The sequence below is a fragment of the Bradyrhizobium sp. UFLA03-84 genome, from assembly GCF_002289535.1.
Taxonomy (GTDB): Bacteria; Pseudomonadota; Alphaproteobacteria; order Rhizobiales; family Xanthobacteraceae; genus Bradyrhizobium; species Bradyrhizobium viridifuturi.
In genome coordinates this window covers 780,171-797,036 of the sequence record NZ_NSJY01000017.1, presented here as the reverse complement: position 1 = coordinate 797,036, position 16,866 = coordinate 780,171, and the positions used below count along the sequence as shown (strand labels likewise).

The 16,866-nt window shown below is 61.9% G+C and carries 20 protein-coding genes and 1 pseudogene; 8 read left to right on the top strand and 13 right to left on the bottom strand.

Going from position 1 to position 16,866, the window contains the following annotated elements:
• Nucleotides 1-29 precede the first annotated feature (29 nt).
• On the bottom strand, nucleotides 30-317 hold the full coding sequence (locus tag CK489_RS36465) for a hypothetical protein (protein ID WP_095735664.1): 288 nt from the start codon (nucleotides 315-317) through the stop codon (nucleotides 30-32).
• 115 nt (nucleotides 318-432) lie between these two features.
• Between CK489_RS36465 and CK489_RS41125 the strand changes: the two genes are divergently transcribed.
• On the top strand, nucleotides 433-699 hold the full coding sequence (locus CK489_RS41125; protein WP_143278304.1) for a hypothetical protein: 267 nt from the start codon (nucleotides 433-435) through the stop codon (nucleotides 697-699).
• Between the two features lie 647 nt (nucleotides 700-1,346).
• On the opposite strand, the gene CK489_RS36460 is transcribed toward CK489_RS41125, so the two are convergent.
• The 7 genes and pseudogenes from CK489_RS36460 to CK489_RS36440 all read right to left on the bottom strand — a co-directional run bounded on the left by CK489_RS36460 (nucleotide 1,347) and on the right by CK489_RS36440 (nucleotide 4,984).
• The gene (locus tag CK489_RS36460; RefSeq protein WP_095735663.1) at nucleotides 1,347-1,550 is read right to left on the bottom strand and encodes a hypothetical protein; all 204 of its coding nucleotides are present in this window, start codon (nucleotides 1,548-1,550) and stop codon (nucleotides 1,347-1,349) included.
• Nucleotides 1,551-2,048: 498 nt separating this feature from the next.
• Entirely contained in the window at nucleotides 2,049-2,216 is a 168-nt protein-coding gene (locus CK489_RS41980; protein WP_198961109.1) for a hypothetical protein, read from the bottom strand.
• 424 nt (nucleotides 2,217-2,640) lie between these two features.
• Nucleotides 2,641-2,931 (bottom strand): hypothetical protein, encoded by a 291-nt coding sequence (locus tag CK489_RS36455; RefSeq protein ID WP_245350651.1) that lies wholly within the window; start codon nucleotides 2,929-2,931, stop codon nucleotides 2,641-2,643.
• 6 nt (nucleotides 2,932-2,937) lie between these two features.
• Nucleotides 2,938-3,093 carry a hypothetical protein gene (locus CK489_RS41570; RefSeq protein WP_158226549.1) on the bottom strand — a complete coding sequence of 52 codons (156 nt, stop codon included), beginning with the start codon at nucleotides 3,091-3,093 and terminating at the stop codon, nucleotides 2,938-2,940.
• 136 nt (nucleotides 3,094-3,229) lie between these two features.
• Entirely contained in the window at nucleotides 3,230-3,379 is a 150-nt protein-coding gene (locus CK489_RS41565; protein ID WP_158226548.1) for a hypothetical protein, read from the bottom strand.
• Between the two features lie 214 nt (nucleotides 3,380-3,593).
• Entirely contained in the window at nucleotides 3,594-4,088 is a 495-nt protein-coding gene (locus tag CK489_RS36445) for a hypothetical protein (RefSeq protein WP_143278303.1), read from the bottom strand.
• Nucleotides 4,089-4,319: 231 nt separating this feature from the next.
• Nucleotides 4,320-4,984: pseudogene (locus CK489_RS36440) on the bottom strand (SOS response-associated peptidase).
• An 885-nt stretch (nucleotides 4,985-5,869) separates the two neighbouring features.
• Between CK489_RS36440 and CK489_RS41120 the strand changes: the two are divergent.
• Entirely contained in the window at nucleotides 5,870-6,286 is a 417-nt protein-coding gene (locus CK489_RS41120; RefSeq protein ID WP_143278302.1) for a hypothetical protein, read from the top strand.
• 425 nt (nucleotides 6,287-6,711) lie between these two features.
• Here CK489_RS41120 and CK489_RS36435 read toward each other — a convergent pair whose 3' ends face one another.
• The 3 genes from CK489_RS36435 to CK489_RS36425 form a co-directional block, all read right to left on the bottom strand.
• Nucleotides 6,712-7,338: a hypothetical protein gene (locus tag CK489_RS36435; RefSeq protein WP_143278301.1), complete on the bottom strand. Its 627-nt coding sequence runs from the start codon at nucleotides 7,336-7,338 to the stop codon at nucleotides 6,712-6,714.
• A 149-nt stretch (nucleotides 7,339-7,487) separates the two neighbouring features.
• Nucleotides 7,488-7,802: a cupin domain-containing protein gene (locus CK489_RS41115; protein WP_143278300.1), complete on the bottom strand. Its 315-nt coding sequence runs from the start codon at nucleotides 7,800-7,802 to the stop codon at nucleotides 7,488-7,490.
• Nucleotides 7,803-7,816: 14 nt separating this feature from the next.
• Nucleotides 7,817-8,692 carry an SDR family NAD(P)-dependent oxidoreductase gene (locus CK489_RS36425; protein WP_050631612.1) on the bottom strand — a complete coding sequence of 292 codons (876 nt, stop codon included), beginning with the start codon at nucleotides 8,690-8,692 and terminating at the stop codon, nucleotides 7,817-7,819.
• A gap of 102 nt (nucleotides 8,693-8,794) precedes the next feature.
• Between CK489_RS36425 and CK489_RS36420 the strand changes: the two genes are divergently transcribed.
• The 3 genes from CK489_RS36420 (at nucleotide 8,795) to CK489_RS36410 (ending at nucleotide 11,681) form a co-directional block, all read left to right on the top strand.
• On the top strand, nucleotides 8,795-10,018 hold the full coding sequence (locus CK489_RS36420) for a Rieske 2Fe-2S domain-containing protein (RefSeq protein ID WP_095735658.1): 1,224 nt from the start codon (nucleotides 8,795-8,797) through the stop codon (nucleotides 10,016-10,018).
• A gap of 71 nt (nucleotides 10,019-10,089) precedes the next feature.
• Complete coding sequence (locus CK489_RS36415; protein ID WP_050631614.1) at nucleotides 10,090-10,446, top strand: non-heme iron oxygenase ferredoxin subunit; 357 nt, start codon at nucleotides 10,090-10,092, stop codon at nucleotides 10,444-10,446.
• Nucleotides 10,443-11,681, top strand: coding sequence for an NAD(P)/FAD-dependent oxidoreductase (locus tag CK489_RS36410; RefSeq protein ID WP_095735657.1), 1,239 nt, complete (start codon nucleotides 10,443-10,445; stop codon nucleotides 11,679-11,681). Before CK489_RS36415 ends, CK489_RS36410 begins: the two co-directional genes overlap by 4 nt.
• Before the next feature lie 17 nt (nucleotides 11,682-11,698).
• On the opposite strand, the gene CK489_RS36405 is transcribed toward CK489_RS36410, so the two are convergent.
• Nucleotides 11,699-12,289, bottom strand: a complete 591-nt coding sequence (locus CK489_RS36405; protein WP_158226547.1) for a MarR family winged helix-turn-helix transcriptional regulator — start codon at nucleotides 12,287-12,289, stop codon at nucleotides 11,699-11,701.
• Between the two features lie 214 nt (nucleotides 12,290-12,503).
• On the opposite strand from CK489_RS36405, the gene CK489_RS36400 reads away from it, so the two are divergent.
• Nucleotides 12,504-13,688: an ABC transporter substrate-binding protein gene (locus CK489_RS36400; protein WP_095735655.1), complete on the top strand. Its 1,185-nt coding sequence runs from the start codon at nucleotides 12,504-12,506 to the stop codon at nucleotides 13,686-13,688.
• 27 nt (nucleotides 13,689-13,715) lie between these two features.
• On the opposite strand, the gene CK489_RS36395 is transcribed toward CK489_RS36400, so the two are convergent.
• Nucleotides 13,716-14,693: a LysR family transcriptional regulator gene (locus tag CK489_RS36395; RefSeq protein WP_095735654.1), complete on the bottom strand. Its 978-nt coding sequence runs from the start codon at nucleotides 14,691-14,693 to the stop codon at nucleotides 13,716-13,718.
• Between the two features lie 229 nt (nucleotides 14,694-14,922).
• Here CK489_RS36395 and CK489_RS36390 point away from each other — a divergent pair, with 229 nt between their 5' ends.
• Both CK489_RS36390 and CK489_RS36385 read left to right on the top strand, forming a co-directional pair.
• Entirely contained in the window at nucleotides 14,923-16,155 is a 1,233-nt protein-coding gene (locus tag CK489_RS36390) for an ABC transporter substrate-binding protein (RefSeq protein ID WP_095735653.1), read from the top strand.
• Entirely contained in the window at nucleotides 16,131-16,859 is a 729-nt protein-coding gene (locus tag CK489_RS36385) for a nitroreductase (protein WP_095735652.1), read from the top strand. The genes CK489_RS36390 and CK489_RS36385 overlap by 25 nt, the downstream gene beginning before the upstream one ends.
• Nucleotides 16,860-16,866 lie beyond the last annotated feature (7 nt).

The following is a 16,866-nucleotide window of genomic DNA, read 5'->3' as shown; positions in this document are numbered from 1 at the left end:
TTGCTCGCTCGGCTTTTTTCAGCACCGCCTTACACTCCTGCAGCGGCAGTTTTCGCAGCGGACGAAGCGGTTATATGGTAGGCGTAGTTAGCGACTTTCTTGAAGCGAGTCGTCCAATCGTTGCCGCGGCGGGGGTAGGTCTTGACCTCTTCGTTAGCGAGAAGCACCTGGACGCGATAGCCATCGAACTCGATCTCGTGAAGCCAGCGTGAGCCAGTCGTTACCCGGTCGATCGGCGATGCCAAGGCGGCCGCGATAAAGCCGGGAAATAATGTCTTGGTCCCGATCGGCTCTTGCTTCGTCCGCTGAACCGCCACAGCGCAACTCCGCAGTAAACAAACGAATCAAATCAAGCCAGCCGCTAACGTTCCAGTAGGAACGACTGTCTCGACAGCCAGTTGCCGTCCGTTGAATTATACGGAGGAATACCCAATGAAAGTAGCAAAGGGCGCGCTGACGGCCGCGTTTATCTTTGGATCGATTGCGGCAGCGTCCGCTCAGGGCGGCGGGGGCGGTGGTGGTGGTGGTGGTGGCAACTCGCCTGCGCAAAAGAGTGGTCAAGGCGCTTCAAGCAGCCCGTCATCGGCAAATCCCGGCGCAACGGCCAATAACCCTTCCGAGAAGAGCGGCATGAGGGGCGGAATGGGAATGAAGAGCAGTTCTCACCACGAGCGCCACAAGCGTCATAAAACGATGTAGCGATCTGATCCTGATCTATCGAGAGAACTTGACCCCGGCTCCTGTTGAAGCCGGGGCCATTTTCATGACGTGGGGTACATCCGCCCGCCATCACGAAGTTTCGCTGGACATTCCCAGGGCTTGCGGTGGCTCAAAACCGACCTTGGCCGCAGAGCCTGGCAACGTCCGGTTCAGCGCGAAGAGCTGACATTCCCGGTGATCATGCAGACCATTAGCTATGGGCCAGATAAGCGGACGTTCGCCGGCGTGGGTAGGACGCTACAACCCTGACATGGCTAACCGATCAGCCGCACTCGCAAGCTACGGCGGCCTCTAAGGCAGCAGCGGGAAGCCAACTGAGGCGGCCTTCGACCATCTGGCAAATTGTGGTGTCCACATAGTGACCTAAGATCGCCATATGCGTGGGGCGATCATCATAACGGCAGGCGTCGTGGCTGGCTCTCGCTATATCGCGCTGGCATCAGACTGATACGGTTATCCTCCCCACGCAGCCGCTACCCCCGGTGATCGCACCTGACAAATAGCGGTCCCGGCAACATTGGCGGCCTGAGTGAAGGGAGGCTAGCTGCCGGCAGCATCTACCGACCCGTCCGCGTACAGGGCAGGTTCGCGAACTTACTCAACGAACATCGCTATGCCTACGAACCCTATGTCGGCGGTTGAAGGCCAGGATAATTTAGCCACTCGCTCATGTGAGCGGCCGTATCGTCTTGACGGGCATTCTCCAAAAGCGCCTCTTTCTCGGCGCATGACGGCAACGTCTTCGCCTTTGCGCGCAGGCGGGCCGCTTCGTCGGCCAGACGTTCTTCGAGTGACTGAGTTTGTTTGAAACGACGACGCTTGATGACCATGCGCTATCCTTTCCGCGGGAGGAAGGCGGGAGCGCAAGTTGGCGTTCTCATCACCGATGAATGCCAGGGGGCCGTGCGATGATTTCCATTAACTCTTGGACAGATGGGGCGTTCCTAAGGAACTCCGTTCACCGCGGCCATTAGGACTCGGAGGCCCTCCGAAGGTTCAATATTCGAAGAGGCTGCAAAATAGGTAGCCGAAGGGAACTAAACAGGCGTCGCTTCTGTTGGAACATCGACGAGGCCAGTACGATGATGAAACATCCCGCTGCTTCATCGTCTGAAAATCCCAGCGCTCAACCCCCGTGCGCTGAGATTTTTTCGGCGGCCGCCAACTGAGGCGGCCTTACTCTGGGTGAAGCGTTGCTTTCTCAGCTTCCATTTGCACGATGGCGGCGCTCAATCGCCGCAATGTGAGAGGATCAAGCAACTGAGCGACGAAGCGTCGGAATTGGCATACGCGCAAGTCCAGATCGTCGCACTTGCTGCACATGAGCCTTACTCTCGGTTGTCGGGATATGCCTTTGTTTCTACCCGAGCCATAGCACTCTCGAGCACCGAAAGCCTGAGATCGGCAATATCCTGGTCGCGCTGGTCGGCCAGAGCCTTCCTTTGTGCGCGCAGCCGAGAACTTTCTTCCATGGCAGCAGCGAACGGATCACTCATCCGGTCATTCTATTTCCGCTATCCGTTCAGGGCTTTTGCCTATGTGACTCTCTTGTAAGGGTGGCTCATGCGTAACCCTGCCCAAAAATGTGTCGGGCGCCGCTTGTTTCAGGAGATCGGCTGCGAAGCGCACAAGTTCACGCGTGCGCTGGATAGCTGCGCGCAGTTCTGCTTCATAGTTTGGGTGGTCCATGACCGTGCTCCTTGTAGCAGGCGGGAGCGCTAGCGGTCTCTCAGCCACCGACGCCTACGGGCAGAGCCTTGGCCGGTGATGATCTGTAACGACACAAGAGCCGCTTTGTTCCCATACCGAAGGAACGGGTGTGGCGCATACCGGGTTTACCTTTGCCCGGCGCAATGGACGGCGCCGGGTCGACTCCAAGTGAACTCGGCCCCAGCTCAAACCCCTCGGCTGGGGCGCTTTTTAAGCGAACAGGTCTTTGCCAGCCTGAAGCATTCGCACGAACGTCCCGCTCTCGTGGTACTCGAGCCAGCCTTGGCCGATCGCGTGTTGTAGACCGGCCCAGTATTCGGCCAGTGTCGCCTTGTCCTCGTCGAGCATGGGGCGGTTGATCTTCTCAATGTAGATCCGGCCATCCTGGATGGGCTCGAACGCCCGAGCGTGCTCCATGATCCTGCGGGCTGCTTTCTCAAGGTCGGAGTAGGGTGGGTCACCCTTCATCTGCATCTTAGAAACTTTCGTCATCTCGGTCATTCGTGCTCATACAGGCTTGAGTTTCTCTCTCAGCTTGCGGTTGATGAGCATTTCCGCACGCCGCTTTGCCAGTTCGGGCAACCGCGTGCGCACGGTGCTATGTAGCACCTCTTCACCTAGCTCAATGATGATCTCGAATTGATCGTCGTATTGGCGTGTCACGCTAAACGTGACGCCTCTGTGGCTGTACGAAGTGGGCATGCGCGGGACTTAGCAATCGACAAGTGGTGCCGGTACCGGGAAGGTACGGGCAATAGTCCCACTGCAGGAATGGACGGTATGCAGCTTAGATCGCGAACTACATGCCCGAGGCGATATCAATCCCGTACCGCGCGAGGAAGATAGACAGCACTAAGCCGAAGAGGCTGAACAGGGTTACGACGGCAAGGCCTGAAACGTGCCGGCGAGCAACTTGGATCTCGGCTGTAGTCTTTGAAAGCGCAACCATTGAAATTCTCCCCAAATTAATGGAGAGAGCTTAGCAGTTAAATATTACCTGCGGATTTCGTCGATCGTTTCAATTCGGCTTCGCCCGACTGCTCACTGCTGTCTCGTTGGGAGATGGCTTTCTACTGCGGCGAAGCGCGCGTCGCAGTAACACGAACGTTGTCATGCCGGTTGGCGATGAACCCGCAGGCAGACTAACCCCTTGGCCCGGCGCGTCAGGTTTTGTCGGGAGACCCGACAGCGCGCAGCATCTTATCTGCCCCCGTGCCCGGTGGCTCGACCACAAGGCTGTCGAATTCCATCTTGGACGAAGCCTTAATCACGGGATCAGCGGGCAGGCCGTCGTTGGGCACGTACCACGGCGCCTTTTCAATGGCTCCGCCCTCCAGCGCCTTCGCCATCAATTGGCCGATCTCAGGTCCGGTCAGTGGGACGAGACTACCATCCTCATGCTTGTAAAGCTGTGGGCAGAAATAGAGCGCGTGGATCCGCGGGTCATATCCGTCCAGAACGAGGAAGTATTCCGGCTTACGAAAAAGCCTTCGCTTCTTCACCAGCTGCCGGTCCTGCGTAGTGAGGGCAACACGCAGCCTTTCGCGTTCGTGCCCAACAATGGTGGCGGCTTCCAGAAGAATGAGCCAGTCCTTCGTATTAGCGTTGTCTTCGTGGATTGAGACCAGAGTTCCTTGCTGCCTTCCGAAGATACTCATGCGCTCCATCCGAATTCAGGCCGACATAAGTTCGGGCCGGGCTCCAAGTGATGCCTTCGCATCGAGAGAGTCTTCTGCCATCCTGGAAGCGCCGTTCGATTTATCGGCGGACCAGCCGACCACCTAGAGCATAGACTGCCCGGAGCGCCGTCACCGCTTCGTTGATCGTATGCATGGCGAACCCGGAAAGTCCACCATCGATCGCCTCAGGCACCGACCCCCTTTGAGACCCTAGACAGCCGACAAACGGTCTTCTTTGTCAGCTCCGCGCATCACAATCTTCAGCGCGTCGTCGGACAGCGGCCGTTGCAACACCTTGGCCTCATCACACGGTGCTCGCATCCTGACGTCGCGCTCTTCGTCGGTTGCCAGGATCACCGGCATGGCCTTGGGATGGATCGGTTTGACAACTGCGTTCGGCGAGGTCGTCAGGAAGCCGCAGACTAGGTGAGGGCCGAGGACGGCTTGGACTTCGTCCCGCGATCACCCTTAAACTCGGTCCAGATGCCGGCGAACGCCGTCAGCGGGAGTTCGTCGCCGAGGGCGAACCGAACGACGTCCTTCTTCTTGGTCTCCGGATTTGGTTCTGGTGTGTATTCGGCGAAGCTGTTGCCTGGCACCAGGCAGCGGTTTTCCGGTTTCAGCCAGCCGCGCCAGTGCGGTGATGACGCGTTGCGGATGTTGGTGACCGGCGGCCCGCCTGTGCGCGGCGGAGGCGGCATGCCCCACCGCATCGGCACCATCTTACGCTCGGCTCCGGCATTGCGGACAACCGGCGCTGGGTAGTCAGGGAGGACGCCCGTCATCGGGGCCGGGTTACCGACGTACCGGTTGACGATCCGGAACAGATTTAGGATCGCGGCCGGGTTTGTGGTGATCGAATAAAGATTGCACATCCTGTCGCTCTCCTGCCCACCACGTTGATGGTGGGTTCATGGCGGAGATCCTATTGTTACATTGGCGCTGGTCGTGTTCGGCGACCTAGACAACTATGATCTTCACTTGCAGTTCGGGTGAGCGGGGCGACCACATTACTGGTCCACGCTTACTTGCCGCTATGATTCTGCAGAACACCGAGACCTGCAACTACCGAAGGTGATACCACAACCCGCTTGGGTGCCGATTGACAGGCCATCGGCCAACGTGCATCGGATTCTTCATCAGCGACAGAACAGGTCGGCTACCTCGTCCTCGGCCGCTGCAACGACGCTGTCGGGCTTGCTGATTAGCAAGTCCTGCGGTCGCTTGCCACCGAGGAAGCTGTTGACCGACGTAAACCAATAGGCGATGCCCCAATCGTCCTTCTCAAGACGCTCCGCATGGCTGATGGCATCATCACGGGAATCTCGCGCGATCGGACTCGCGATCGGCAGCCTCGATGTGAGGATTAGCCAAGGACCCGACGCGAAGGACGGCGACGCTAATTCAGCGCGTGGATGCGGCTTCTAATCCGTGAAGCAAATTCAGGCGAGACGGTCAGCCAACCACCGATTGACCACCGAAACCCCGGGAACAAATAGCGATAACGGTGGTCAATCGCGAGCAGATCGCATTTGTTTTTATTGATCGTTTCGTCTGCTATTCACGTTTGGGACGCAGAGGCCGCAGGAAGTCGTTGTCCCGCTCCAATGATTAGAGCCCTCAATGCACCCCCAGCGGGGGATCATTATGTTCGGTGCCCCATCAGTTCCGCCAATTAGTAATTTGTTAATCAATCTTTGAGCGCCGGTTAACTGATCTCGCGGAGACTTGCATTCCGCCAGACCGCCGGAGACGTGGAAGTGTCCTTCCAACTTACCGTCTTGAAAGTGCTGGCCGGCCAGTCCGCCGGGCGCGCCTCCGTTGCCGAGATTCGTCACGCCGTCGAAATCCTGATGAACAGCGGCAAAGACTGGACCGATCGGATGAAGCGTTTGGCGCAGCAGGCGCCAGATCTGAATATCTTTCTAGCCAAATTTGTTGTTCGCGATAATGAAGGTTGGGAAATCACGGATGAAGGACGGAAATTTCTCGCCGCGCTCGAGACTGCGGGCGCCGTCCGAAGATCGCCGCTTCGATCAGTCGACGATCAGTCAAAGAGCGAATCCGCTCCTCAAGCGGTGACGGAAGCCGCAAGGTTGCCTGACCCTCCCCGAAGCCGTCGTCAAGGGTCACGGCGTCGCCGCGGGAAAGGCCGATCCAGTCGGCGAACGGCGTGAAGCGCCGCAGACCTCGCGGACATTCGCAATGCCATCGTGAGTGAGCAATTTTTAGAACGAGCTACCGCGAAACCCACGCGGCAGCTCCAGAAACGCACTAGGGTGCTGGATTCGTTGGGTGCCAAGCTTCGGCAGGCGCAAATTCTGGTGCACTTTGGAAAACACTGCAGCATCCCCCACCACCGCGGGCCGGCCAACGGCCTCACGCCTCTTTTGCCAAGGGCTGCGAGGTCGGCAACGCGCCGGCTTGTGATTTACAATTTGCTTGTAACCCATTGATCTATATGGCCACGCTGGGAGGCGTTTTTACAGCTAAGTATCTGTAATAACCTGTAGAGGGGCTGACTCTTAATCAGCGGGTCCCAGGTTCGAGCCCTGGTGCGCCCACCAAGCTTTTCAATAGCTTAGGTAAGCCCTCGTAGCGGTCATTCCGACAAGCAGCCATGTCTATTTCGACAAACCGGCTGCTTTTTTCGCTCCTCGCGCCGCTGCCTGGTCCCCGATATCGGCTGTTTGCGCGTCCATTTCGCGTAGGTCGGCAATTGCCGCGCCGACCGGTGGCGGCCTGCTGCACGCAGTTCCGCGCCCGTCAGATCGCTGTCGGCGCCCTCCGCAAATCCGCCATGGCGGAATGAGGTAAACGAAAGCTCAGCTCGGATGCCGGCTGCCGCGACGATGTCCTTCACGACGCTGCGCAGGTACCGCAAATCCTTGCGTTTAGCGATCCATGGTATCGGGGTAAGCGATTTGCGGTGCGCGTGATTCCGCTGGAAAACCAGCCCCGAAACCACGTGTTGCTTGATGGCGACGAGCTCGGCCATCAGCTCCGGGAAGAGGGCTTCTCCCCGGTCATCGAAAAGCGGCCACCAGGCTTCTTGCCCGTTCTTGGGATGGACGATCTTGACACTGTTGGGCCGTTCCTTTGGCCGGTAGTGCGTGATCTCGAAGGCGCAGAAGACATGCTCCTCGCGCTGCAACCATTCCCAGGTCACCAACGCTGCCGTTGCAACCGAGAAGGTATCCGAGCTTCTTCGCGGCTTTTCTGAACGCAACGAGATCGTCCCAGGTCGCGGTCGGTGTCTCCCGGACAGGCTTGCCCGGATCGAACGCGCTGTTGGGCATTGTTGATGAAATCAAATCGATCGAGCCCACCGTACAGCAAAATAAGCATGCTGAGCAGCACTGGGAGAATCTATCGGGTTCAACCGATAATTTTCCCAATCATCCGTGCTCTTGAACTCCGCCCGGCCCATGGCTGACGCGGCACCACCGTGACCCGCTTGCCTGGGACGTCAGGCAGGGCATACGACGAAATCACCTCGACCTTGTTCAGCGCTGACGTGGACGACGAGATCTCGGCGCACAGCGGCGCTGGAAATGCTGATGTCACGCTCATCGCCAGCGGCAAAGTTTTCGCGATCGAGACCGCGCAGGCGAAGCCGGTGAAGATTGCGAGCGATAGCCGCTGCCGGTCTCGTCCCGCAAATAGGGCCAATGCTTCGATCGCGACGCGCATGGGTTGCTTCTTCCTCAGGGCATGATGTTCGGCTTGAACACGGAAAGCGGCGCCGGATCGCGGCTTGGCGCCGGCGGGACCTTTCCGTCGACATCGGTAAAGCCGTATTCTGCCGCCAACTCCGAGGCGAGCAGGATTTGGCCGCTCTTAGCCATCATGTTGGGATCGCCAGCGAGCGCAGCTACGGCGCGTCCGGCGAACACCGGCGTTTCGCCGCGTTCCGTAATTAGCCTGGCGAGAGCCGGCGGCACGCGGTCGGGCTGCGCCGCAAGCTTCTCGCTCTTGATGTAGCCGGGCCAGATCGAGACCGCGGCAATGCCGAATGGCTGCAGCTCGTGCGCCATGTCGCGCGCCATGCGATCGACGCCAGATTTCTGCACGCCGAACGGCACGTTGAAGGTGTAGCGGATGCCGCCGCCTGATGACGTGTTGACGATCAGGCCACGCCCTTGCGGTAGCATCAGCGGCACAGCGAACTGGCTGGCGATAAAATGCGAACGCAGGCCGACGCGGTGCATGGTGTCCCATAGCGAGGCCGGCACCTGCCAGAACGGCACATTCACCGGCATCACGTTCGGCGCCGCGAACACGTTGTTGACGAGCACGTCGAGCCGTCCGTGGTCGCGCCGGATCAGGTCGAAGACCTCCTTCACCGAACCATCGTCGGAATGATCGCACAGCACGCCGATGCCGCGGCCGCCGGCCTCGTCGATCGCGGCAATGGTCTCGTCGAGCGAACCTGGCCATTCCGATCCGCCGCTATTGCGCGTCCGTGCCGTGACGATCACGGTCGCGCCGGATTCGGCAAGGCCGATCGCCACACCCTTGCCGACCCCGCGGCTTCCTCCCGTCACCAGTGCAATGCGATCCTCGAGGCGTCCCTTGGTCATGCGATCTCCCGATATGGCTTCTCTGGAAGGTATCTTGACAATAATCTTCCTAGGAAGATATTAGGTCGGGAGCGTCGAAGGCGTCAACAGGGAGGTTTCGCGATGGTCACCAGGGAAGAGAACGAATTGCTGTGCCGCGTCACGGGTGACGCGCCGATGGGACGGATGCTGCGCCAGCATTACTGGCTGCCGGCTGTGCTCTCGGTGCGCGTGCGCAAGGGCGAGGCGCCGGTTCGCGTCAAGCTGTTCGGGCGCAACTTCGTCGCGTTCAGGGGCAACGATGGCACCGTCGGTTTCCTCGACGAGGCCTGTCCCCATCGCGGCGCCTCGCTGGCGCTGGCACGGGTCGACGATTGCTCGCTGACCTGCCTGTTCCACGGCTGGAAGATCAAGGCCGATGGCGAGGTGCTGGACGTTCCCAACGAGCCGAACAATCCCAGGGAATTCGCCAAGACGGTCAGGGCGAAATCCTATCCGGTGCGCGAAGGCGCCGGCCTGATCTGGGTCTGGCTCGGCGAGGGCACGGCCCCCCCGGCGCCCGACTTCGAGTGGATGGATTTGCCGCCGGACCAGGTCTACACGGCCGGCATCGAGCTCAATGCAAACTGGCTGCAGGGCGTCGAGGCGACCATCGATTCCTCGCATGTCGCGCTGCTGCACCAAAGCTGGACCGCGACCTCGTCGACCGATTTTGGCGCGACGCGCGTCAACACTGAAGTGGGCTACGAGTTCGAGAAGAAGGCCTACGGCTTCCGCGCCGCGGCGTTGCGCACCGGACCGGACGGATCGTGCCTCGCCCGCGTCACCGAGTTCGTGATGCCCTATTACGGCTTGATCGCGCCGATCTATTCCGGGCCGCAGCAGGATCGCACCGCGATCATCGCGGTGCCGATCGACGACGAGAACCTGATCCAGTGGTACATCTTCTACAATCCCGAGAAGCCGGTGGATTCCTGGCGCAAGGTGCAGCGCGCCAACCAGTGGCCGATGGCCGGCGGCCTGCCGGGCGATCAATCCAACAATTGGGGGCAGAACCGCCAGATCATGGATGCCGGCAACAGCACCGGATTCCACGAGATCGTCATCGAGGATTTTGTGGTCATGGTCAGCATGGGTCCGATCGTCGACCGCTCGCAGGAGTATCTCTGTTCGGCGGACCAGGCGATCGTCAGGGTGCGCCGCCAGCTGCTCGACGAGGTGCGCGGCTTCATGGCCGGCAAGCCGCCGAAGAGTGGCCAGAGCGAGACCATGTCCTACAAGGACATCCGCGCAGTCGGCGGCCGGCTCGCCTCCGCCGCCGAGGATTGGCGGCAGATTCCCCGCTGATCGGATCGCAAGCCGGGCGCGGACGTAACGTCCGCGCCCATGTCTCAGCCTTGGTCCGGAGACGATTTCACATGAACTGGCACCATCTCTGCGCTGCCGCGAAACTATCGGAAGGGGAGCCGCTAGGCTTCAGGGTGGGCGAGCGGCGCGTCGCGCTCTACAAGTTCGGCGACGATATCTTCGCAACCGACGACGTCTGCTCGCACGCGTTCGCGTTGCTCTCGACGGGCTTCCTCGAAGGTCACGTGATCGAATGTCCGCTGCACGGCGCGATGTTCGATGTGCGCGACGGCAAATGCCGGTCGAGCGCCTATAAGGATATCGCGGCATTCAAGGTCGAGATCCGCGATGGCGAGGTCTATGTGCAGCTCGACGGCGGCGCTGCCCTGGAAGCCGCCGGCGAAAGCAGTGCGGGCGTCAAACTGTGAGTGGCCTCGTCGTCATTGGCGCCTCCTATGCCGGCATTCAGGCAGCGCTCACCGCGCGTGATGCGGGCTATACCGAGCCGGTGACCGTGATCGCCGATGAGAACGCACTGCCCTATCAGCGGCCGCCGCTGTCAAAGGATTTTCTGCTCGGCGAGATCGGCGCGCAGGGCCTCCTGATGCACGACGAGGCCGTCTTCGCCGACAACCGAATCGATCTGCGTCTGGGCCACCGCGTTGTCGAGATCGATCGCAACGCCGGCCAGGTAGTGTTGAACGGAGGCGCGGCGCTCGGCTTCGACAATCTCGTCATCGCTACCGGCTCGCGCGCACGGAGGATCGCGATCCCCGGCACTGAGCTCGACGGGGTGTGCTATATCAGGTCGATCGCCGAAGCCGCCGATCTCAGGGCGCGGCTCGGCGAGGCCCGCGAGATCGTGATCATTGGCGGTGGCTTCATCGGCCTCGAGGTCGCGTCCTCGGCATCCAGGCTCGGCAAGCGGGTGACGGTGATCGAGGCTGCGTCGCGATTGCTCGAACGGGCCGTGTCTCCGGCAGTGTCGCGCTTCCTGCTCGACGTTCACACCGCGGCGGGCGTTGCGGTGAAGTTCGGCACAGCGGTCTCGGCATTGATCGGAACGAGTGGGCGGGTTGCTGCGGTCGAGCTGGCCGGAAGCATCCGTCTTCCCGCGGACCTTGTCGTCGTCGGGATTGGCGGCATCGCCAATGACGAGCTCGCCGCTGCCGCGGGCCTCGAATGCGCCAACGGCATCGTGGTGGATGCGCACGGCCGGACGGCATGCCCGGGCATCTACGCCGCCGGCGACTGCGCCAATCACTACAGCCGGTTCGCGGAGGGCTGGATCAGGCTGGAGTCGGTTCAGCATGCGCAGGACCAGGGACGGGTTGTCGGACTTGCGATCGCGGATAGTCATGAAGCCTATGACAGCGTTCCGAGGTTCTGGTCGGATCAGCATGATTTCAAGCTGCAGATCGTCGGCTTCGGCGCGCGCAGCGACCGCACGGTGATCCGCGGCGCGGCCGAGGCCGGCCGGTTCTCCGTGTTCAACTACCGGCAAGGAAAACTGGTCGCGGTCGACAGCGTCAACAATCCAGCCGACCAGATGGTGGCGCGGCGCCTGATCGCAGCCGGCATCTCGCCGACACCGGCGCAGGCGGCAGATAGCTCGAGCGATCTCAGATCGCTCCTGAAGACGGGCAGCAAGGCCGTCGCGTAGTGCCACCGGCGCCGCTGCTAATCCGCTGCAAGCCGGCTGGATTTCTTCGTCGCCTTCACGGATCGGACGGCAAGGAGCTTGCGCAGGCAGCGGTCGAGCATCGCGAGCTCCGCCTTGGTCAGCCCGCTGGCCTCGGTCACGCCCTCGACCACTCTCGCGACCTCGGCAATACCGCGGTCGGCAGCCGCAAGACCCTTGGCGGTCAGGCGGACCAGCTCCGAGCGGCCATCATCGCTGGCGGAGACGCGCAGCACGAAGCCGCCTTCCTGGAGCCGCGCCACGCGCTTGGTCATGGCACCCGACGTGACGAGAAGCGCGCGGAACAGATCGGTCGGGCGCAACTCAAACGGCTTTCCCGAGCGCCTGAGCGCCAGCAAGACGTAAAGCTCGCCGGTCTGCAGCCCGACGGCCTTCGCGATCGCCTGCAGGCGCATTTCGTGCAGCTGGTTGACGCGCTCCAGCCGCAGCAATGTGCAGGCGGCAGCGAGGTCGAGGTCTGGACGCTGGGCGAGCCAGGCGGCCTCGATGTCGTCGTAAAGGGTGCTGTCGGGTGTCGGCGGCTGCTTGATCGCAGGTTCGGTGCGGCGTGACACGCTGCTCTTCTTCATTCCCTTCCAGTCCCCTTCGTCCCGCGCCAAGGCGCCGGCACCATGCATCGCAGCAATCTAACACCACCACGTCATCGTGTCGCCTTGCAAGTTCCCGGCATAGCTGCGCGCCGGGGACGTCGCTCCGCGAAGCGGCCATTTGCCGCCTTTCGTCGCGGTTGACAATTATCTTCCTAGGAAGAATATTCCAGGTAAGAAAACAGGGGAGGAGCACATGCGCGGACTTCGCGCGATCGTCATGTTTGCGGCCTTGGTCGCTGCTTGCGTCTCGGCCCGGGCGGCCGAGACTGAACTGATTCTCGGGCAAACCATGCCCTATAGCGGGCCAGCGTCGGCGCTGAGTGCGGTCGGCAAGGTGCAGACCCGCTATTTCCAGATGATCAACGATCGTGGCGGCATCAACGGCCACAAGATCAAGCTGATCTCGCTCGACGACGGCTATAGCCCGCCGAAGGCCGTGGAGCAGACGCGCCGGCTGATCGAGAATGACGAGGCGGTCGCGATCTTCGGCAGCATGGGCACCGCGCAGAACGCCGCGGTGCAGAAATATCTCAACGGCAAGAAGATCCCGCAGCTGTTCGTGTTCGCGGCGAGCGCGCGCTTCGCCGACCCGAAGACCAGCCCCTACACCATTTCGGGCATGACGCTGTTTAGCACCGAGGCCGCGATCTACGCGCGGCTGGTGGCCGAGCACACGCCCGCTTCGCGCGTCGCCGTGCTGTACCAGAACGACGACTACGGCCGGGAATATCTCCGCAGCTTCAAGGCCGAGCTGGCCCGGCTCGATCCCAAGGCCGAGATTGTCGCGGCGTCGCCCTACGAGGTCACGTCGCCGACGGTCGATTCGCAGGTGGTCTCGCTGGCCAGCACCAACGCCAACATCTTCCTCAATGCGTCGACCGGCAAGTTCACCTCGCAGGCGATCCGCAAGGCGGGCGAGCTCGGTTGGCATGCACAGCAGTTCCTGCCGATCGGCAGCAACTTCGTGCCGACCATCCTCAAGCCGGCCGGGCTCGAAAACGCCAAGGGTGCGATCTCGGCGACACCGACCAAGTCGGTCGGCGATCCCGAATGGGCCAACGATCCCGCCTATCTGGAGTGGCTGGCTTTCATGAAGAAGTACTATCCCGAGGGAGATATCGAGGATCAGCTCAACTTCACCGGCTGGAATGTCGCCGTGCTGATGACCAAGGTCATTGAGGCCTGCGGCGACGATCTGTCCCGGCAGAACATCACGAAGCAGGCCACCGCGCTGAAGAACCTCGCGCTCCCCGGCCTGATCCCGGGCATCACGGTCAACATCAGCCCGGACGATTATCGCCTGATCACATCGCTGCGGCCGCAGCGTTTTGATGGCGAGCGCTGGGTACCGATGTCCGGCGCCATGGCCGCGCAATGAGGGTGGGCCGAGGATCGCGTGCGGCTGCTAGCGGCCGCGCCTCAGTTCCTCGGTGGCGCGCCGGAGCACCTCGTGAAGCCATTCGTGCGACGGCTCGCCCTCGACGCGTTCGTGCCACAGCAGCCGGACTTCCACGGGCGTCGTGGTGTAGGGCAGTTCATGGGCCGTGATCGCGTGCGCCGCCTCGAGCGCCCGCGCCAGTGGCCGCGGAACGATCGCGGCGAGTTCGGAATCGATCAGCAACGCGGGCAGTGCGAGGAAGTGCGGCAGCGAGACCGCGATCCGCGGCGGCCGGTCGCTGTCGGACAGCGCCCGTTCCAGCGCGGGGCGGTCGTACATCTCCGAACGGCGGGCAAGCCCGCGCTCGGAGATGAAGCCGCCGATGGCGCCCTCCTGCTCGCCGCCAAACGAGACGACAACCAGCGGCAGGTTGGCGAGCTTCGCGTTGTCGAGCCGGCCGAGCTTGCGCTTCTTGCCGACGATCAGCACGTCGTCATATTCGAACAGCAGGGCGGTGCGGAAGCGGCTCGGCGGCGACGAGAACACGCCGATCGCAACGTCGATGCGGCCGAGGTCGATCTGCTCGGCCAGATCGATCCGCGTCACCGGCTTGATCGTGAGATCGATCGCCGGAGCCTCGCGGCCGAGAATCTTCAACAGCGGCGGTGCCAACACCATCGTGGTGAAGTCGTTGGCGGCCAGCGTAAACAGCTTGGTGGATTTCGCCGGTACGAAGGTCGGCAGCTCGACGGCCGTCTCGAGCGACCGCAGCGCCTGGCGAACCTGCGGCGCCATCGTCAACGCGCGCGCCGTCGGCTGCATGCCGGTCGCGGTGCGGACAAACAGCTCGTCATCCAGCATCTCGCGCAGCCGTGCCAGCGAGTGGCTCACCGCAGACTGGCTCAGTGCGACTTTCTGGCTGGCGCGCAGCACGCTGCGCTCCTCCATCACGGCGTCGAACACCTTGAGCAGGTTCAGGTCCAATGTATTGAACGAAACGGACACGATGAGAGTCCCGTCGGTAGCGGATCGCGCGCCTGTGCGGAAATTTGCGATCGCACGCAGTTAAGGCCAGGCGCCCGGCTGATGCAACCGGCCGGATTTTCTGGGGCAGGTTGCCGCTTTTGCCGCCGTCGGCGTTCTGAAGCCGGTTCAGGATCACCCTGCAAGACTTTCACTTCCGCAATCCCGTGTTCTGGCCAAGAGTGCGGCCGCCGGGTTGGGAGGAAACAACATGATCAATGCCTCGGTGAAATCGAACGAGGGTGGTGCGTGCAGGTCGCTCGGATTGGTGCTGGCGCTCGCGATGCTCGCAGCACCTGCGATTGCCCAGAACGGGCCGGTCAGGCTCGGTGTGCTGACCGACATGTCGTCGCTCTACGCCGATAACGGCGGTCAGGGATCGGTCGTTGCGGCGCAGATGGCGGTGGACGATTTCAAGGGCAGGGTGCTCGGGCGCCCGATCGAGATCATCGCGGGGGATCATCAGAACAAGGCCGACATCGGCGCAGCGATCGCCCGGCGGTGGCTGGAGAACGACAACGTCGAGGCGATCCTGGACGTCCCGAATTCCGCCGTCGCGCTGGCGGTGCAGGGCATCACCCGCGCCAAGAAGAAGCTCTTCCTCGCTACCGGCGCGGCGACGTCCCGCCTGACGGGCGACGAGTGCTCGCCGACCGGCATCCATTGGACCTACGACACTTACGCGCTGTCGCAGGGCGCGACCAAGGCGATCTCGCGGCTCGGCGCCAAGTCCTGGTTCTTCCTTTCGGCTGACTACTCGCTCGGCGCGCAGCTCGAGGCTGACAGCCGCAAGGTGATCGATGCCACCGGCGGCAAGGTGCTCGGCGCGGTGAAGCATCCGATCAACACGCCCGATTTCTCATCGTTCCTGTTGCAGGCGCAAGCCTCCAAGGCGGACGTGATCGCGCTGGCCGATGCCGGCGGTGATTTCATCAACGCCGTCAAGCAGGCGGGCGAATTCGGAGTGACGCGCACCCAGAAGCTTGCCGGCCTGATCGTCTTCATCGCCGACATTCACAGCCTCGGGCTGCAAAGCGCGCAAGGCCTGATGCTCAGCTCGGCGTTCTATTGGGACTTTAACGACGAGACGCGGGCATGGTCGAAGCGCTTCATCGAGAAGACCAAGAAGGTGCCGACCATGATCCATGCCGGGACCTATGGCGCCGTCATGCACTATCTCAAGGCAGTCGAAGCTGCAGGCACGCTCGATGGGCCGACCGTGGCCGCCAAGATGCGGGAACTGCCGGTCAACGATTTCATGACCCGCGACGGCAAGATCCGTCAGGATGGCCGGCTGGTTCGCGACATGTATCTGTTCCGCGTCAAGTCGCCCGAGGAGTCGAAGTACCAGTTCGACTACTACCAGCTCCTGGCCACGATCCCCGGCGAAGAAGCCTTCAGACCGATGGAGGACGGCGGATGTCCGCTTGTGAAGAAGTCGTGATCGAACCGGACACAGCGCGCGGCGTTGCGCGCGATCCGATCGACGAGGTGATCGCGAGCCGGCTCTCGTGCCGCGAGTTCTCGGGCAGCCCGGTCGCGCGCGCGACCATCGAGCAGATCCTGCGCGTGGCGCGGTTCGCGCCGAGCGGTGCCAACATCCAGCCTTGGCACGTCTACGTGCTCGCGGGCACCGCCAAGGCCGAAGTGTCGGCTGCCCTGCTGCACGCGTTTGAGACGGAGCCGAGCGAGCACGTCTCCGAATATCAATACTACGCCAGCGAGTTTCCCGAGCCGTATCTCGGCCGCCGCCAGGAGTTCGGACGATTGTTCTATGGCTCGCTCGGTATCGCGCAAAGCGACGCCGCGGCGCGGAGCAGGCAGACCGCGAAGAACTTCGGCTTCTTCGGCGCACCCGTTGGGCTGATCATCACCATCGATCGCCGCCTCGCGATGGGAAGCTGGCTCGATCTCGGCATGTTCATCCAGAACGTGATGCTGGCGGCGGTCGGACGCGGGCTGCAATCCTGTCCGCAGGAAACTTTCGCCAAGTATCACCGGATCTTGCGTCCGGCGTTGTCGATCCCGGCCGAGCAGATGGTCGCCTGCGGAATCTCGGTGGGTCACCCCAGGGAGCGCGGGAGGGCGCGGCTGATGCCGCGCGCAGATCTGGAGGCGTTCGCCTCCTTCAAGGGATTCGAAGATTAGAACAGGA

Coding starts and splice junctions, on each gene's coding strand:
- CK489_RS36425 (WP_050631612.1), bottom strand. CDS start 8,692: ATGACCAAGGGACGCCTCGAGGATCGCATTGCACTGGTGACGGGAGGA.
- CK489_RS36400 (WP_095735655.1), top strand. CDS start 12,504: ATGCGCGGACTTCGCGCGATCGTCATGTTTGCGGCCTTGGTCGCTGCT.
- CK489_RS41125 (WP_143278304.1), top strand. CDS start 433: ATGAAAGTAGCAAAGGGCGCGCTGACGGCCGCGTTTATCTTTGGATCG.
- CK489_RS36420 (WP_095735658.1), top strand. CDS start 8,795: ATGGTCACCAGGGAAGAGAACGAATTGCTGTGCCGCGTCACGGGTGAC.
- CK489_RS36445 (WP_143278303.1), bottom strand. CDS start 4,088: ATGAGTATCTTCGGAAGGCAGCAAGGAACTCTGGTCTCAATCCACGAA.
- CK489_RS36460 (WP_095735663.1), bottom strand. CDS start 1,550: ATGGTCATCAAGCGTCGTCGTTTCAAACAAACTCAGTCACTCGAAGAA.
- CK489_RS41115 (WP_143278300.1), bottom strand. CDS start 7,802: ATGCGCGTCGCGATCGAAGCATTGGCCCTATTTGCGGGACGAGACCGG.
- CK489_RS41565 (WP_158226548.1), bottom strand. CDS start 3,379: ATGGTTGCGCTTTCAAAGACTACAGCCGAGATCCAAGTTGCTCGCCGG.
- CK489_RS41980 (WP_198961109.1), bottom strand. CDS start 2,216: ATGAGTGATCCGTTCGCTGCTGCCATGGAAGAAAGTTCTCGGCTGCGC.
- CK489_RS36415 (WP_050631614.1), top strand. CDS start 10,090: ATGAACTGGCACCATCTCTGCGCTGCCGCGAAACTATCGGAAGGGGAG.
- CK489_RS36390 (WP_095735653.1), top strand. CDS start 14,923: ATGATCAATGCCTCGGTGAAATCGAACGAGGGTGGTGCGTGCAGGTCG.
- CK489_RS36385 (WP_095735652.1), top strand. CDS start 16,131: ATGTCCGCTTGTGAAGAAGTCGTGATCGAACCGGACACAGCGCGCGGC.
- CK489_RS36455 (WP_245350651.1), bottom strand. CDS start 2,931: ATGACCGAGATGACGAAAGTTTCTAAGATGCAGATGAAGGGTGACCCA.
- CK489_RS36405 (WP_158226547.1), bottom strand. CDS start 12,289: ATGAAGAAGAGCAGCGTGTCACGCCGCACCGAACCTGCGATCAAGCAG.